11 protein-coding genes are annotated in these 16994 nt (G+C 68.4%); 4 read left to right on the plus strand and 7 right to left on the minus strand.

Annotation, left to right across the window (positions count from 1 at the left end):
• Positions 1 to 83 precede the first annotated feature (83 nt).
• The 3 genes from ACWDTF_RS07120 (at position 84) to ACWDTF_RS07130 (ending at position 3767) form a co-directional block, all read left to right on the plus strand.
• Positions 84 to 1448, plus strand: coding sequence for a zinc-dependent metalloprotease (locus ACWDTF_RS07120; protein WP_240861550.1), 1365 nt, complete (start codon positions 84 to 86; stop codon positions 1446 to 1448).
• A 79-nt stretch (positions 1449 to 1527) separates the two neighbouring features.
• Positions 1528 to 2457 (plus strand): hypothetical protein, encoded by a 930-nt coding sequence (locus ACWDTF_RS07125; RefSeq protein WP_240861552.1) that lies wholly within the window; start codon positions 1528 to 1530, stop codon positions 2455 to 2457.
• Positions 2454 to 3767: an ABC1 kinase family protein gene (locus tag ACWDTF_RS07130; RefSeq protein WP_240861554.1), complete on the plus strand. Its 1314-nt coding sequence runs from the start codon at positions 2454 to 2456 to the stop codon at positions 3765 to 3767. The genes ACWDTF_RS07125 and ACWDTF_RS07130 overlap by 4 nt, the downstream gene beginning before the upstream one ends.
• Before the next feature lie 81 nt (positions 3768 to 3848).
• On the opposite strand, the gene ACWDTF_RS07135 is transcribed toward ACWDTF_RS07130, so the two are convergent.
• The 7 genes from ACWDTF_RS07135 to ACWDTF_RS07165 form a co-directional block, all read right to left on the minus strand.
• The gene (locus tag ACWDTF_RS07135) at positions 3849 to 4139 is read right to left on the minus strand and encodes a WhiB family transcriptional regulator (protein WP_240861559.1); all 291 of its coding nucleotides are present in this window, start codon (positions 4137 to 4139) and stop codon (positions 3849 to 3851) included.
• 535 nt (positions 4140 to 4674) lie between these two features.
• On the minus strand, positions 4675 to 6828 hold the full coding sequence (locus ACWDTF_RS07140) for an ATP-dependent DNA helicase UvrD2 (RefSeq protein WP_240861562.1): 2154 nt from the start codon (positions 6826 to 6828) through the stop codon (positions 4675 to 4677).
• A 184-nt stretch (positions 6829 to 7012) separates the two neighbouring features.
• Entirely contained in the window at positions 7013 to 7297 is a 285-nt protein-coding gene (locus tag ACWDTF_RS07145; RefSeq protein WP_240861564.1) for a mycoredoxin, read from the minus strand.
• A 39-nt stretch (positions 7298 to 7336) separates the two neighbouring features.
• On the minus strand, positions 7337 to 8272 hold the full coding sequence (nudC, locus tag ACWDTF_RS07150) for an NAD(+) diphosphatase (protein ID WP_449754180.1): 936 nt from the start codon (positions 8270 to 8272) through the stop codon (positions 7337 to 7339).
• 7 nt (positions 8273 to 8279) lie between these two features.
• Positions 8280 to 9347, minus strand: coding sequence for a potassium channel family protein (locus ACWDTF_RS07155; protein WP_240861570.1), 1068 nt, complete (start codon positions 9345 to 9347; stop codon positions 8280 to 8282).
• Between the two features lie 55 nt (positions 9348 to 9402).
• Positions 9403 to 12753: an ATP-dependent helicase gene (locus ACWDTF_RS07160; protein ID WP_240861573.1), complete on the minus strand. Its 3351-nt coding sequence runs from the start codon at positions 12751 to 12753 to the stop codon at positions 9403 to 9405.
• On the minus strand, positions 12746 to 16132 hold the full coding sequence (locus ACWDTF_RS07165) for an ATP-dependent helicase (protein ID WP_449754181.1): 3387 nt from the start codon (positions 16130 to 16132) through the stop codon (positions 12746 to 12748). The genes ACWDTF_RS07160 and ACWDTF_RS07165 overlap by 8 nt, the downstream gene beginning before the upstream one ends.
• Before the next feature lie 60 nt (positions 16133 to 16192).
• Between ACWDTF_RS07165 and ACWDTF_RS07170 the strand changes: the two genes are divergently transcribed.
• Positions 16193 to 16984 carry an alpha/beta fold hydrolase gene (locus tag ACWDTF_RS07170; protein ID WP_240861575.1) on the plus strand — a complete coding sequence of 264 codons (792 nt, stop codon included), beginning with the start codon at positions 16193 to 16195 and terminating at the stop codon, positions 16982 to 16984.
• The last annotated feature ends 10 nt before the right edge of the window (positions 16985 to 16994 follow it).

Below are 16994 nucleotides of genomic sequence, written 5' to 3' on the forward strand. Positions count from 1 at the left end.
CCCCCGCATGTCTTGAGCGCACTACGCTCAACGCGAACACCTCACCCCCGATCTGGCGGTATTCGAGCGGTACCGTGGATGGCATGAGTGACCTGCCCTTCGGCTTCTCGTCGTCCGGTGACGACGACGACCGCCGCAAAGAATCCGACGGACCGGCCGGATTCGACCCGTCGTCGATGGATCCGGCTGCGCTGGGTCAGATGTTCTCCCAACTGGGCAGCATGCTCAGCGGCATGGGCGCCGGCATGACCGGCGGCGGCCAGGGACCGGTGAACTACCAGGTCGCGACCAACTTGGCTCGTCAGCAGATCGGTTCGTTCACACCCGTTCTCGCCAAGGAGACCGGCGCCGTCGCCGACGCCGTGCGTCTTGCCGACGTCTGGCTCGACGACGCGACCACCCTGCCCAGCGGAGTGTCGCAGTCGGTGGCGTGGACCCCCGTGCAGTGGCTCGAAGAGACGCTGCCCACATGGAAGGGCCTGTGCAATCCGGTCGCCGAGCAGCTCGCCCGGACGTGGCAGGACAACCTGCCCGCGGAGGCCGCACAGTTCGCCGGGCCGATGATGGGCATGCTCACCCAGATGAGCGGCATGGCCTTCGGTACCCAACTCGGGCAGGGTCTCGGACAGCTCGCCAAGGAGGTGCTCACCTCCACCGACATCGGCCTCCCGTTGGCAGCCGAGGGTGTGGCGGTACTCCTCCCCGAGGCGATCGCGAAGTTCGCCGAAGGTCTCGAGCAGCCCGCGCAAGAGATCATCGTGTTCCTCGCCGCGCGCGAGGCCGCCCACGTCCGTTTGTTCACGCACGTTCCGTGGCTCCGCCAACGACTGCTGTCCACCGTGGAGGAATACGCCCGCGGGATCAGTGTCGACTTCAGCGGAATCGCTGACGCGACGTCGAGCATCGACCCCACCGAACTGTTCTCCAACCCCGGCAAACTCGAGGAGCTGATCGGGTCGTCGGCGTCGTTCGAGCCGACCACGACACCCGAGCAGAAGGCCGCACTCAACCGGCTCGAGACCTTGCTCGCACTCATCGAAGGGTGGGTCGAATCGGTCGTCGGTCAGGCACTCGGTGACCGGATCCCGAGTACCGGCGCGCTCACCGAGACCATGCGTCGGCGTCGGGCGTCGGGCGGACCCGCCGAGCAGACCTTCGCGACCCTGGTGGGACTGGAACTGCGCCCACGAAAGGTGCGTGAGGCGTCGGATCTGTGGCGCAAGCTGCTCGATGCCTCCGACATCGCGACCCGCGACGGCGTCTGGGCACATCCCGACCTCATGCCCGACGGCGAAGATCTCGACCAACCGGCCGCATTCATCGACCGGGTCATCGGTGGTGACACCGGAGCCCTCGACGACCCGATCGCCGAACTCGAGCGGACGTTGGCGGCCGAACGCGACGACGACACCTCGGGCGAGTCCGACGACCCGCCGAAGACTCCATAGTCGTCGACGCGGGAGCCATGCCTGTGGATAACTCGCCGCCACACTGATTCGACGCGCCGCAGCCTGGCAGAGTCTGGTCATGGAGACCCGACCGGCCACGCTTCCGATGATCCAGCCCGGAACACCGATTCTCGTGCGCCCGGCCAATCGGGTACACATCGGCACCGATCCGGCCGACAGTCTCGTCATCGACGTCGACGCCCAAGTGCAGGCATCCGCGGTGGCGGACCTGCTGCGTTCCATGCAGCAGCCCTGCCGCCCGGAGGACGTCGCCATGCGTATCCGGGCCGCGGGTCTCAACACCGCCGACGTCGACGAGATCCTGTCGCGCCTGGTGTCCGCCGGAAAAGCGCGCGTGCCGGCGGCCGCGTCCGCCGAACCCGCACTGCGCGTACGTATTCACGGGCAAGGGCCACTGGCCGATCTGATCGGTTCGCTGCTGTCGGAGACGGGGATCTCCGCACGCCACACCGCACGACGCCCCGGCGCCGGAGCCATCGAGACCTGGGACACGAATCTTGTTGTCCTGACCGACTTCCTGGTGCACGATCCGAGCTTGACGAGCGCCCTGGCACGACTACGCATTCCCCACCTCCAGGTCCGGGTTCGTGATGGCGTCGGTGTTGTCGGCCCGCTCGTTCTCCCCGGCATGTCCAGTTGCCTGCGGTGCGCCGACCACCACCGCACCACGATGGAACCCGACTGGCCGTTGCTCGCCGCGCAACTCGTCCGGCAGCCCGGCTACGCGAGTTCGGCAACTATCCGCACCACCGCAGCACTCGCGCATGTCCAGATCGAGCAACTCTGCACAGCCCTGCAGAACCCGGGCCGTGTCCGTCCGGCGTCGGACGGTTCGCGACCGCTACTGTTCGACAGGGTCCTCGAGTTCCGGCCGGACACGGCACGCATCGAGTTCACGCAGTGGCCGCCGCACCCGCTGTGCGAATGTCGCCCCCGCGCCGAACATGAGGGTCCGTCATCTATTCTTGACGGGGAAAGGATGCTATGACCGACATCACCAGGGGGCAGGGTCGGCGCAACGCGAAGCTGGCGTCTCTCCCCATCGGAATGGCCGGCCGCGCGGCCGCAGGCTTCGGCAAGCGCATGGTCGGCAAGGACAAAGACCAAGTCAATCAGGAGTTGCTGGAGAAGTCCGCCGAGCAATTGTTCTCGGTTCTCGGCGAACTCAAGGGCGGGGCCATGAAGGTGGGCCAGGCGCTCTCCATCATGGAGGCCGCCATTCCCGACGAGTTCGGGGAGCCATTCCGCGAGGCACTCACCAAGCTGCAGGCCGACGCACCGCCGATGTCGGCGGACAAGGTCCACAAGGTCCTCGACCAACAGCTGGGCACCCGCTGGCGCGAACGCTTCGAGGAGTTCTCCGACACCCCGGCCGCTTCGGCGAGTATCGGGCAGGTCCACAAGGGCGTGTGGTCCGACGGGCGCACCGTCGCAGTGAAGGTGCAGTACCCGGGCGCCGACCACGCCTTGAAGGCCGACCTCAAGACCCTGTCGCGCATGTCGGGTCTGCTGCAGAAACTCTCGCCCGGCACCGACGTCAAGGCGATGATGGACGAGCTCATCGACCGGACCGAGGCCGAACTGGACTATCTCGGTGAGGCCGACAACCAGCGTGCTTTCGCCAAAGAGTTCGACGGCGACGAGCAGTTCCTCATCCCCAAGGTCGTGGCGAGCGCGCCCAAGGTGGTCGTCTCCGAATGGGTCGAAGGCACTGCGCTGTCGAAGATCATCACCACCGGCGACCAGGCGACGCGCGATGCCGCCGCCGCACGGATGGCCGAGTTCGAGGTGAGCTCACCATTCCGGTTGGGTCTGCTCCACGGCGACCCGCATCCCGGCAACTTCTTCATCGCCGACGACGGCCGCTTCGGTGTGCTCGACTTCGGCGCGGTCGGCCACTACCCCGGCGGACTGCCGCCGGAGACCGGACCGATCCTGCGACTGGCCCGCGACAAGAAGTACGCCGAACTCAAAGAGCTGATGGTGGAGTCGGACTTCATTCTGGCGTCCCGCGCCGACAAGGTGGAGGCCGCCGACATCGAGGCCTACCTGAAGCCCTACGTCGATCCGCTGTACACCGAGTCGTTCCACTTCACCCGCAAGTGGATGCAGCGCGCGGCGGGCAAGGCCACCGACGTCCGGGGTGACGTGTACAAGACATCGCGAAATCTCAACGTGCCCAAGCGTTTCGTCATGGTTTTCCGGGTACTCGGCGGCTGCGTGGGCATCGCATCACAGCTCGAGGCAAACGCACCGTACCGCGCCATCATGGAAAAGTGGGTTCCGGGCCTGGCCTGACGTCGCCCGAACCTCGACGAATAGCAATCGGTTGCCATGGCGCTCGCTTTCCGAGCGCCATGGCAACCGATTCTTCACTTCTCACGCGACCGTCTTACGCGGGCGGCCACGCGGCCGCTTGCGCGCGATGACGGTGCCGCGCTCGAAGATCTCCCCGCCCCAGACACCCCAGGGCTCGGCCCGATCCATCGCAGCCTGCAAGCACTGCGTCCGCAACGGGCACTCGGCGCACAGTTCCTTTGCGCGCTCGAGGTCGCGCGGGTCCTCGGCGAACCACAGGTCTGCATCGGCCACCTGGCAGGGCAGGTCCAATCGGCCAACCGACACGCGGTTCGCCGAAAGACAGGATTCGAGAACGCATTCGACAGTCATTCTGCTCTCCACATCTGCTCGTGATACTTGGGTGTTCTCCGACCCGAGTCCTCAATGTGGGAGAGCCGCTTCGCTTCTCATCGTGAGATGAGAACCGTGTGGGGCTTCACAAAAAGGGCCACGGGTTCGCTTCTGCGATTCGCCCGTGGCCCGAATGTCGTGGAGTCAACTACTCCATGAACTTCGATGCTGCACGGGGAACCGCTCTAGCGCTCGTGCTTCGGCGGCCGGTGCTCCGGCGAACGCTGCATGCGTTGCCGCCAGATGGAGGGCCATCGAACGCGGTACTGCGACCGCCCAGGAGCGGTCGCGACGAATCCGGGTATCGACAGCCGCAACACCGCTGATGGGTGCCGCACACGGCTTGGCCACAGGCAGGCAGCTACCGCCGGCCAGATACATATTGATTCCGTTCACTTGTCCGCTCCTTTCCTTCTCGATGGCTTCCACGTGAGCTCCTGCGATGCGATGGACACGCACCTGTCACCCCGTGCTGACTCAACCAGGGTAGGTGGTGTCCGCAGGATCGCACAACCTATTTTTGACCTGCGGTTTTCACCAAATCCAAGATCTCCTCGCCGTACTCGGAGAGCTTCTGCGCACCAATCCCGGAGATCGACACCAGCGCGGCGGTGTCGGTGGGACGTTGCTCGGCGATGGCGGTCAGCGTCTTGTCGGAGAACACCACATAGGCCGGCACCTTCTTCGTCTGCGCCCGATCGCGGCGCCACTCCTTGAGCGCCACCAGCAGACCCTCGTCGAGGTCGGACGGACAGTCCGCGCATCGGCCCAGCAGCGTCGCGGTGGAATCCATCAACCGAGTCCCGCACACGCGGCACACCGGGCCTCGCCGTGACTTACGCTCCGGCGCAACACGGGAGGCCGGAGAGTCGTCGGGCACCAGGTCGGCGAGAAAACGCGAACGGCGTCGCGGGCGGCCGCCCTCGTTACGGGCCAGTGCCCACGACAGGTGCAGATGCTCGCGCGCCCGGGTCACCCCGACGTAGAACAGGCGCCGCTCCTCTTCGATCTCGTCGGCCGAGGCCTTGATCGCCTGGCTGATCGGCAGCGAACCGTCGGTCAGTCCCACCAGGAACACCGCATCCCATTCGAGTCCCTTGGCCGCATGCAACGACGACAAGGTGACGCCCTGGACGGTCGGCGGCTGCCGCGCCTGCGCACGCACCGACAGTTCGGCGACGAGTTCAGGCAGCGTGAGGTCGGAATTCTCCGTGACCATGTCGGCGGTCAGCATCTCCAAGGCGCGCAACGACTGCCACCGGCTACGTGCCTGCGCACCGGCCGGTTCTTCGTCGGACAAACCGAGCTCGGCGAGAACCGCGCGCACGACGGTGGCAACCTCGGCGTCGGCCGGCAGTTCACGTCCGGCCATCACGGTGAGCTGCCGCATCGCCTGCCGGATCTCGGTCCGGGTGAAGAACGCCTCCCCGCCGCGCACCTGATACGGAATCCCCGCCTCGGTCAGCGCCTCTTCATAACTCTCCGACTGGGCGTTGACGCGGTAGAGGATTGCGATCTCGGCGGGTGACACCCCCGAATCCACCAGGCGCGCGATCTCAGCGGTCACCGCCGATGCGGCGGCCGGTTCGTCGTCGTACTCAGCGAATTGCGGCTCGGGGCCCGCCTGCCGCTGCCCGACCAGCTTGAGCCGTGTACCGGCGATCCGCCCGCGCGCAGCCCCGATCACCTGGTTGGCGAGATCGACGACCTGCGGCGTCGACCGGTAGTCGCGTTCCAGGCGGACCACCGTCGCATCCGGGAACCGACGGCCGAAATCCAGCAGGTACGACGGCGTCGCGCCGGTGAACGTGTAGATCGTCTGGTTGGCGTCGCCGACGACGGTCAGGTCGTCCCGGTCGCCCAGCCATGCGTTGAGCAAACCCTGCTGTACCGGGGTCACGTCCTGGTACTCATCGACGACGAAACACCGGTAGCGTGACCGGAACTCTTCTGCCACACCAGGATCGGCGGCCAGGATCTGCGTCATGTAGATCAGCAGATCGTCGAAGTCGAGCATCCGGTCACCGTCCGCCGACACCTTGGCATCCTCGTAATGCCCGTACACCGCAGCCACCTGGGAGGGCGGTGCCGGGGTGTCGCGGCCGACGCGCAACGCCGCCTCCGCATAGTGCTCGGGATCGATCAGCGACGCCTTGGCCCACTCGATCTCCGACGCGAGGTCGCGCACGGTGTCTGTCGAGGTGTCGAGTCGGGCGCGTCGCGCCGACCGTGAGACGACCGGAAACTTGTTGTCGAGCAGTTCCCACCGCGCGCTGCCGAACGCTCGCGGCCAGAAGTAACGCAGTTGGCGCATCGCTGCGGCGTGAAAGGTCTGGGCGGCAACGCTGTCGGTGCCGCGCGGGCCACCCACTCCGAGCGAGCGGAGCCGCGTCCGCATCTCACCCGCGGCGCGAGCAGTGAACGTCACCGCGAGTACCTGGCCCGGATTGACCTGGCCGCTCTCGATCAGATGCGCGATCCGCCGGGTGATCGTACGCGTCTTGCCGGTTCCGGCACCGGCCAGAACACACACCGGACCGCGAGGCGCGAGGACCGCAGCACTCTGCTCGGGATCGAGGCCTGCGGCCTGCGTTGGCGCATTGCGAAGACGACTCGGATCGGACACGCCGTCCACTATCTCACCCACCACCGACGTCTTACCCGCCATGCTGCTTCCACCGTTCTTCCGCCGGCGAAGGCGCGAGGCGCCCCTACCGCTGGCTAGGTGCGAGCCTGCGAGCCTCGAAGCCCATGGCGAGGTGGAGTTGTTGTCTCACCAGGCCCTTCGAGGCTCTCGGCCAGCGCCTCGAGCACCTCAGGGAGCGGTGGGTTGAGGGAGAAGGTCGGGACGATCAGACGCCCAGTTTGGCCTTGACCTCGGCGATCGACGGGTTGGTGGCGGTGGTGCCGTCTGCGTAGAGGACGGTCGGGACCACGTGGTTGCCGCCGTTGACGCTGCCCACGAACTCGGCCGCGTCGGGGTTGAGCTCGATGTCGATCTCCTGCCAGTGGATGCCGCTGCTGCGCAGGCCGGTCTTCAGTCGCGCACAGAAGCCGCACCACGAGGTGGTGTACATGGTCAGTTCACCAGTGTCCGAGGTCCGCGCGCCGGCCTCGTCGTCGATCACATTGCTCATGTGGTCAATAACACCACGCGGTGCCGCACTGTTCCCACCTCAACCCGCGGCCCAGGACTCGATCATCGCCCGCGCGATCGAGATGGAACCGGGCAGCCGGAGCCGATGGGTGTCAGTTGCAGGTGTCTCGGCGCCGGCCTCGGGTCGCACCCAATCGTCGCCGCGGGCGAGCGCCGCGCGGACCTCGTCGCGGTGGAACCACTGCGCGTGCCCGATCTCGCCGTCGAGGTAGTGCAGTTCGTGCTCGGGGTCGCCGATCGCGGCGAAACCCAGCATCAGCGATCGCGGGAACGGCCACGGCTGGCTGCCGAGGTAGCGCGGTTCGGTGACGGTGATGCCCACTTCCTCGTGGACCTCGCGAATCACACACTGCTCCAACGACTCTCCTGGCTCGACGAATCCGGCGAGCGTCGAATACCAACCGTCGGGCCACACGGCCTGCCGGCCGAGCAGCACGCGGTCGGCGCCGTCGTGCACGACGGTGATGATCGCCGGGTCGGTGCGGGGGAATTCGTCGCGTCCGGAGTCGACCCCGCGGCGTACCCAGCCACCACGCGCCGGCGCCGTCGCCGCTCCGTCGACCGGCGAATAACTCGCCGTCGCATGCCAATTCAGGATTCCGAGAGCAGTTGCAAGCAGACCCGCCTCGTCCGCGGACAGCCGCACCGCCCCGCGTCGGGCGTCGTCGGTCGGCCCGTCGATGTGGTCGACGCGGCGCGCCCACAGGTCGCCGCCGGCCACGCCCAGCAGAATCGCGTCGCCCGGTGGCGCGTCCGCAAGGTCAGCGGCGGGGATCCAGTGCAGTCCCCCGCTGTCGTTGACCGGGTAGCGTCCATCCGCGTCGATCAGCAGAACGCGGGCGCTCGGCCAACCGGCGGACATCCGCGCCGGATCGTCGCGGATCTCGTCGGCCCGATCGAAACCCGCGCGCGAGAGCAGCGGCGGCTGACGAAGGCTGAACTCGGCGCCACTCATCGTCGACTCACTCCGCCGACCCCTTGCGCACATAGAGCAGTCGGTCGCCGACCTCGATCTGTTCGACCTCGGCGTCGTCGACCCGATGCAGTGTGCCGTTGCGGACGACACCGAGCACGATGTCGCGGGTGTGCGAGGGCGATCCACCGGATTCCGACGGTTCGACCTCACGTTCGGCGATCGCGTATCCGGCATCCGGAGTCAGGAGATCCTCGATCACCTCGACCACCGACGGGGTCATCGTCGCGATCCCGAGCAACCGTCCGGCGGTCTCCGACGACACCACCACCGAGTTGGCGCCCGATTGGCGCATCAGATGGGTGTTCTCGGATTCCCGAATCGACGCGACGATCTTGGCGCGCGGATTGATCTCGCGGGCGGTGAGCGTGGCGAGCACAGCGGTGTCGTCGCGATTGGCGGCGACGACGATGCTCGACGCGTGGGCGACACCGGCCAGACGCAGGACATCGGACTTGGTGGCATCGCCGCGCACGGTGACCAGGCCGTCGGCAGCGGCCGCTTCGAGTACGTCCGGGTTGGCGTCCACGACCACGATCTCGGCGGGCTTGATCCCGTCCCCGACCATGGCGTCGACCGCGGTGCGGCCCTTGGTGCCGTAGCCGATGACGACGGTGTGATTGCGCACGTTGTTCCTCCAACGCTGGATCTTGAGGGCTTGCCGCGATCGCTCGGTGAGCACTTCCAGTGTCGTACCGATCAAGACGATCAGGAACAGGACGCGCAGCGGGGTGATGATCAGCAGGTTGATGAGCCGGGCCTCGGGTGTATATGGCGTGATGTCGCCATAGCCGGTGGTCGAGAGCGTGACCGCCGAATAGTACATGGCGTCCAGGAAGGACAGCGGCGAGTCCTGGACGTCGCGGTAGCCGTCGCGGTCGAGGTAGACCAGGCCTGCGGTGAAGAACAGCGCGACGATGGCGAACACCACCCGCTTGCCGATGGCACGGCCAGGGCTCTGCTGCAGCTCCGGGATGCGGACGACCCCGACCAGGTCGTAATCGGGCCGATCGGCGAGTTGTTCGCCGGCGAATCGTCGGCGCAGGCGGTTACGCATGGCCGCATCGGTGCTCGAACGGTTCGCTCACACTGAGGAATCTAACGCATCGAGCTCATGGTGCGAGCTTCGCCGCGAGAGCGGTTTCGTCGGGCAGGTGGTCGGCTTGCAGGGTATGACCCGAACGGACATAGTGGAACGCCGCCTGCACGCGATCGATCGGCACCCCGGCCAACTGCGCCCACGCGATGCGATACGCCGCGAGCTGGACGAACAACGATTCGCGTCGGGCCGGTTCCGGAACCGCTCCCGTCTTCCAGTCGATCACCGTCCAGCCGCCGTCGGGCTCGGCGAACACGGCGTCGATCCGTCCCCGGACGACGATCCCGCCGATCACTGTCTCGAACGGCACCTCCACCTCGCTCGGGCTGCGCGACGCCCACGGCGAGGCGAGGAACGCCTCACGCAGGGCCTCGAGGTCGGTGTCGGGGGCGGCAGCGGCGTCCGCGGCTCCGGGCAGTTCGTCGATGTCGAGGAGTCGGGTGGCGCCGAACCATCGCTCCACCCAGGCGTGGAAAGCGGTGCCGCGCCGTGCGGTCGGGTTGGGCCGGAAGGGGGTCGGACGCCGCAACCGGCGCGCGAACTCATCGGAATCGATGTCGAGTTCGACGAGCTGACTGACCGACAGATGGGTCGGCAACTCGACCTCCACGAGTGCCTGATTCCCGGCCCGGTGTTCGGCCAGCAACGCCGACACCTCGGCCTCCCACGCCGCCACCTCGTCATCGTCGGTCTGTGCCCCGCTCTCGGCCGACGGTGCGTCGTCGAACAGCGTGGGCAGATCGCGGCCGGCGATCTCGGCGAGCACGAGGTCGGCGGCCGTCTGCACCGAATCCCGGTGTCCGATCAGTGGATCCGCCGGCCACGGCGCGGCCACCACATGCTCCGCGAGCGGATTGGCTGCGCCGTCCTCCGGGTCGGGTGCGATGGTGTCGACCGTGAGGCCGTCGGAGTTCGCCGTGGGGTCGGCGATGGTCGAGGAGATCTCGGCGAGCAACTCGGCGAAGAAGTCCGATCCGCCGCGCGGCTTGTCCCCGGTCTCCGACCACTGGTGCGCCGAGATGTACACGTCGTGGCGCGCTCGGGTCAGCGCCACATAGAGGAGTCGGCGGTCTTCCTCGAGCCGCCGCTGCGCGATTGCCTCCTTGTGCTCGGTCAGCTTGTCCTCGAGTTCTTTTCGGTCACCGACCGTGTGCAGATCGAGCGTCGGAAAGCCTTCGGGATGATCGTTGCCCTGTTCCGCGGCGACCGCCAGATCTCCGCGCAGCTTGGCCGGGAGTTCCCGCGCGCTGCCCAGCCACGTCGAATCAGCCTTGCCGCCCGGGAAGATTCCCTTGCACAGATGCGGAATCGCCACGACATCCCATTCGAGGCCCTTGGCGGCGTGCACCGTGAGGATCTGGACCCGCTGGGCCGCCACCTCGATCCGGCCCGGTTCCAAACCTTTCTCGATGGCCTCGGCCGCTTGCAGAAAGGCAAGCAGGCCAGGCAGATTGGCTCCGGGACGGTCGGCGTAGTGAGTGACGTACTCGGCGAAGGCGTCCAGGTGCTCGCGACCGGTGATCGCGCCACGCATCCGCCGCGCCCGGATCTGCGCCTCGACCCCGACGCCGATCACGTTTTCGACGTCGGCGACCAGTTCCGGCAGAGGCGCACCGATGCGGCGTCGCAGCGACTCCAACTGCGCACCGAAGGCACGGATGCGGGCATATCCGTCGGGGCTGTAGCGGGTCGGCTCGCCGGGATCGATGACGGCGTCGGCGATCCCGGCGCGATCGACCACCTCGGTGGGCAGAACCGCGTCCAGTGCGGCGTCGAGTTGTTCGCGGCTGGTGACGGTGCCGCCGGCCGCTGCGATCTCTTCGGCGGCCAGCTCGGTGGCGCGCCGCCACAGGGCGGCGAGATCGGCCGCGCCCAGCCGCCATCGGGCGCCGGTGAGCAGTCGCATCGCGGCGGTGCCGGCCATCGGATCTGCCATCACCCGCAGCGTCGCCACGATGTCCTCGATCTCCGGCACGTGCAACAGCCCACCGATACCCACCACCTCGGCCGGAATTCCCCGCGCCTCCAGCTCGGCGGCCAGAGGTGCCGAATCCTCGTTGCGGCGCACCAGAATTGCGGCGGTCGGTGGCGCCTCCCCGGAATCCTCGGCGGCGCGGTAGTGCGCCTCGATCGCGTCGGCAACCCAGGCGCGTTCGTCGAGCACGGTCTGCGTCAGCGTGATCGACGCGGTGCCCGACGGGGCGTCGGGCCGAGGGCGCAGGACGCTCACCGGAATGCCCCGGCGGCGTAGTTCCTCGGAGATGTGGTTGGCCAGGCGAAGCCCGTTCACCGAGTTGCGCCAACTCGTCAGCAGTTCACGACGTTCCGCCGGCCTGCCGTCGGGACGGGGAAAGTCCGCGGCGAAGCGCGGCAGATTGGCGGCCGACGCCCCACGCCAGCCGTAGATGGACTGGATCGGATCGCCGACCGCGGTCACCGCGACCGGATGCGCGCGGGCCCCACGGGCGCCGAACAGCGTCGACAGCAGCACCCGCTGCGAGTGTCCGGTGTCCTGATACTCGTCGAGCAGCACCGCGCGGAACGACGTGCGTTCGGCGGCAACCACTTCCGGATTGGCCACGACGAGCCGCGCGGCCATCGACATCTGGCTGCCGAAGTCGAGCGCTGCCTGTTCGCGCATCGTGTCGGCGAGCGCGACCACCATCGGGATCAGCTCCCGCCGTTCGTCGATCACCTCCCGCACCCGCAACAGCGACTGATTGGGCCCGCCGCGCTGGCGCGGCCCCTTCGGCAGCGTCATCACCATGTCGTACAGATCCGACCCCGCGCGCCGCAGGTCGTCGACGTCGACGAGGTGTTCGGCCATCTCGCCGTAGAGCTTGAGCACCATCTCGGTGACGGTCGCGGGTGTCTTGGTGGTGTGCAGTTCGCCCGGCCAGTTGGCGACCACCGAGAAGGCCAGTTGCCACAGCTCGGTCTCGCTGAGCAGCGTCGAATGCGGCTCGACGGGCAGCAGGAGACCGTAATCGCCGATGAGCCGGCCGGCATACGCGTGGTAGGTGCTGACTTCGGGGTCGGCGCCCCGCAGCCGGGCCGTCAGCGAACCGTCCGGATCCCACGACCGGAGCGCAGGCGATCCGGACAGCATCGACAGCCGACGCCGGATGCGCGCGCCGAGTTCGCTGGCCGCCTTGCGGGTGAAGGTGAGTCCCAGGATCTCGTCGGGGCCGACGATCTGATTGGCGACGAGCCACACCACCCGGGAGGCCATCGTCTCCGTCTTGCCGGCACCGGCGCCGGCGACCACGAGCATCGGTTCCACCGGGCCCTCGATCACCGCGACCTGTTCCGGCGTGGGATTGGGCAGACCCAGCGCGGCGGCCAGCGAACTCGCGCTAATCATCGGTGACCGCCTTGCCCTGGATCTGGGCCGGGCAACTCGTCGTCAGACGACAGTGCACGCACCCCGGATTGGGGGTTGCCGCGTATTCCGGACCGACACTGGCCCGGGCCGCGCGGCGCACGACGCCGATCCACTCGTCGAGCAGTTCCGGCGACAGCGGCGGCTGGGTGCGTTCCGCCGCGCCCGTGCTGCGATGCGGAGAGGACACGTACACCAGTCGTGCTCCGCCCGGTTCGGTGCGGCCGAGAGCGGCGACACCGCCGTTGGCGATCGCCACCTGGTAGGCCGCCATCTGGGCATGGCCTTCCGCGTCGGCCTTCGTGATGGCCGACTTGGTCGTCTTCACGTCGACGACGACCGGCCTTCCGGCGGAATCGGTTTCGAGCCGGTCGACGCGGCCGCGCAGACGCACGTCGAGGTCGGAACCGGGCCGGTCGGGATCGGGCGGCCCGGGGTCGGCGGGCACCGTCGCATCCACCGGCAACTCCACACCGGCCTCGGTGAGGTCGGCGCGCGAGATGCGCAGCCAGTCCCGGAAATGCACCAGCATCGACTCCGCACGTTCGAGTTCACGCGCGGAGAACCAGGCGGCGCCGGTGTCGATGCGGTCCCAGATGCCGCGCAGCGCCGCGGTCACCTCGTCGGGGTCGAGGTCGCCGGCCACCGCCTGCACGAGCGTATGGACCAGGCTTCCGGTGACCGCGGGTGCGGCGTCGCCGTCGCGGCCGCCGCTGCGTTCCAGCAACCAACGCAGCGAACACTTGCTCAGTGCGTCGACGTTGGATGGGGAGAGAACTACCGGCCCCTTCTCCGGAGTCCACAGGGGATGATCCGTGCTCGACGGGGCCAACCCGAACCAGTCGCGTGGATGCGCGCCGGGAATGTCGGAGTCGGCCAGCTGCGCAAGCAGCCGCACGGCCGCCCGCGTGCGCTCGTCGGGTTCGGCTCCACCCGCGACGACGACGGATCGCAGGGTGGCAACCAGCGAAGGAAGCGAAAGCACCCGTTGCACACCGGGATCGAGTGGTGTGCCCTCCTCACCGGGGTCGTGTGCCGGCCCGTCGGATCTGGTCACCGCATCGGCGAGTTCACCGACGAAACGCGATGGCGAGGCGTCACCGCTCCCGTCCTCGACCGCCGTGACGAGCAGCCGCCGCCGTGCCCGCGTGCACGCGACGAGCAACAGCCGCCGTTCGTCGGCGAGCGCGGCGACCGGGCGTGCGAGCTTGTCGAGCGCATCGGGATCCACCCCGTCGAGCAGGTCGACCAGCGCCCCGGTGCCGAGTACGCTTCCACGACTGCGCAGCGACGGCCACAGACCGTCCAGCACGCCGGCGACGGCCACCACATCCCACTCGCGACCCACCGCCGCATGCGCCGAGCACACCGTCACCGAGTCGGTCATCGCGGCGGCGGCCCGGCTGTCCCGCGGGATCTGCAACTGTCCCAGGTAGTGGACGAACCCTCCCGGCCCGGCCGCGGGCAGGTTGTCGGCGAAACTCCCCGCCGCCTCGAACATCGCCATCACCGCGTCGAGGTCACGGTCGGCCTGTTCGCCCGCCGGTCCGCCGCGCATCGCGGCCGACGCCCAGCGTCGTTCCAGACCGGTCCGCTGCCATGCGGCCCATAGCGTTTCCTCGATCCCCCGGCCAGTCGAATGTGCCGCGTATGCCGATTCGACGACGTCGAGCACCCGTCGCAACGGCGCACGTTCGGCCTCGGTGAGGCGTTCGCAGTAATGGGACCCGACGGCATCGTCGACGATCGCGTCACGCAACGCGGTCAACGAATCCCGTTGATCCGCATCGCCATTCGTATTCTTCTCGTCGATGCGCCGAATCCCACGGCGCAACCTGCGCAGCGAGCCCGGGTCGGCGGCGCCGACGGGCCCCGACAACAGGGCCGCTGCATCTTCGACGGTGAACAACTCATCTGCGTCGTCGGGGGTGGCCGCACGCGCCGCAACCGCACGCAGCGCGAGCATCAGCGCCGCCACCGCACGCTGGCGGTGCAGCGGCAGCCCGCTCGCCGGGGTGGTGAGCGGTACCCCCGCCGACCGGAACGCCCGACGCAGCGCGGGCAGCGCCAGCGAGACCGACCGCACCACCACCGCCATCCGCGACCACGCGATCCCGTCGAAAAGGTGGGCGCGGCGGAGCAGATCGGCAACAGCGGTGGCCTCCTTGGCCGCCGAGCCGAACACCTTGACATCGACCGCGCCCGGAATGTCGGGACCGGACGCGCTGGGATAGGGATGCGGGCGCGCACCGGGCAGCCGCGACGCGAGCACCTTCCCCACCCGCTCGATCTCCGGATTGCTGCGAAAGTTCTCTTCCAGCACGACATCTCGATCCGAACCGGACTCGGCGAGGTCGTCGACGAAACGCGGGCTGGCTCCCCGGAACCCGAAGACCGACTGGTCGGTGTCGGCCGCGATGATGGTCGATGCGGTACCTGTCCCGACCAACCGGACCAGTTGTGCGGCTTGCGGATCCAGATGCTGCGCGTCGTCGACGAGCAGGTGTCGGATGCGGGAACGTTGCGCGGTCAACAGATCCGGGTCGGTCGCGAAGGCCGACAAAGCCGACCCGACGAGTTCGGCGGCATCCACCGCGGGTGCCGACGCGCCGGGCGTCTCGAGTCCGACGGCGCCGCGCAGCAGCATGTTCTGTTCGTACTGCGCATACGCCCGTGCCGCGGCCACCCACTCCGGCCGGCGGTGCTTGCGCCCGAGTGCCGCGAGTTCCTCGGGTCCGGCGCCGCGCTCGGCCGCCCGCATCATCAGATCGCGGAGCGCCTGGGCGAATCCGTCGGTACCGAGCGCGGGCCGCAGATGCGCCGGCCAATACCCGGCACCGTCCTCGATGTCGCCGGCGAGCAGCTCTCGCAACACCACGTCCTGCTCGGAACCGGTGATCAGTCGTGGCGGCGGATTGCCGTGTGCGGACGCCTGCAGCCGCAGGATCGCGAAGGCATAGGAGTGCACCGTGCGGACCAATGGCTCGCGCAGCGCACCACCCAACGCCCGCTGGTTTTCGGAATCGGCGGAGAGTACTCGCCTCGTGATCTCCTCGCGCAGCGTCGCCGCCGCCTGCCGGCTCGATGCCAGCACAAGAACCGACTCCGGATCGACGTCGGGTGCCAGCAACCGCGCGACCGCCGCGTCGACGATCAGCGCGGTCTTCCCGCTACCCGGCCCGCCGTGCACGCGGAACGGCCGCCACGCGCCGTCCTGCGGTCCAGCCGTATCGACACCGTGGGTGATCACCCGATCGACATGCGGCGGCCAGGCACGCTTCGCGTCGGCCACCTCGGGTGCCGCGACAAGCCGCGTGCGCAACGCGGAGCGCGCTGCGTGTTCACCGGGTCTCGTGGCCATGGGCTCCATCGAATCACGCGCCGCCGACACTCTCTGCGCCCCTACGGCAGGATGATGGGCGTGCCCGCGCTCAACACCTATGTCTTCGGTCCGACCGAGACCACCACTCCCACCGTCCTCGCGATCCACGGACTCACCGGCCACGGACGACGCTGGGCAGCGCTGAGCGCAGGCTTTCTCCCGGATGTCCGCATCGTCGCCCCAGACCTCATCGGCCATGGGCGGTCGCCGTGGCGTCCGCCATGGAGTATCGAGCATCACGTGCGCGCGTTGTCGGAGGTGATCGACACCCACATCCCGTCGGCCGCACAGCCGATCGTCGTCGTCGGCCACTCCTTCGGCGGTGGGCTCGCGCTCCACCTGGCCGGCTTCCGCCCGGACGTCGTCAAGGGACTGGTACTTCTCGACCCCGCGCAGGGTCTCGACCCCGAGTTCGCGCTCGAAGTCGCCACCGCGAGCCTCGATCACTGGGACTACGCCGACGCCGATGCTGCGCGTGCGGCCAAACGCGCCGAGGGTTGGGCAGACGTGCCCGACGAGATCCTCGAGGCGGAGATCGCCGAACATCTGGTGGGTCGGCCACACGGACGCGTCGGGTGGCGGGTCAGTGCGCCCGCCGCTGCCGCGTCGTGGGGCGAACTGGTGCGTCCGGCAGTCCTTCCGCCGCCGGGTATCCCCACCCACGTCGTGGTCGCCGACCGCGTCGATCCACCGTTCGTGCGTCCGGCGTTTCTCGAGGCCTGCGCCGCTGCGCGCCCGGACACGGTGACGGTCCACGGCTCCCCATGCGAGCACATGGTGCCGTTCCTGCAGCCCGAGTTGAGTGCGTCGCTGATCCGGTCCGTGCTCTGATGGCTGCGGA

This window comes from Gordonia sp. NPDC003422, assembly GCF_053588675.1.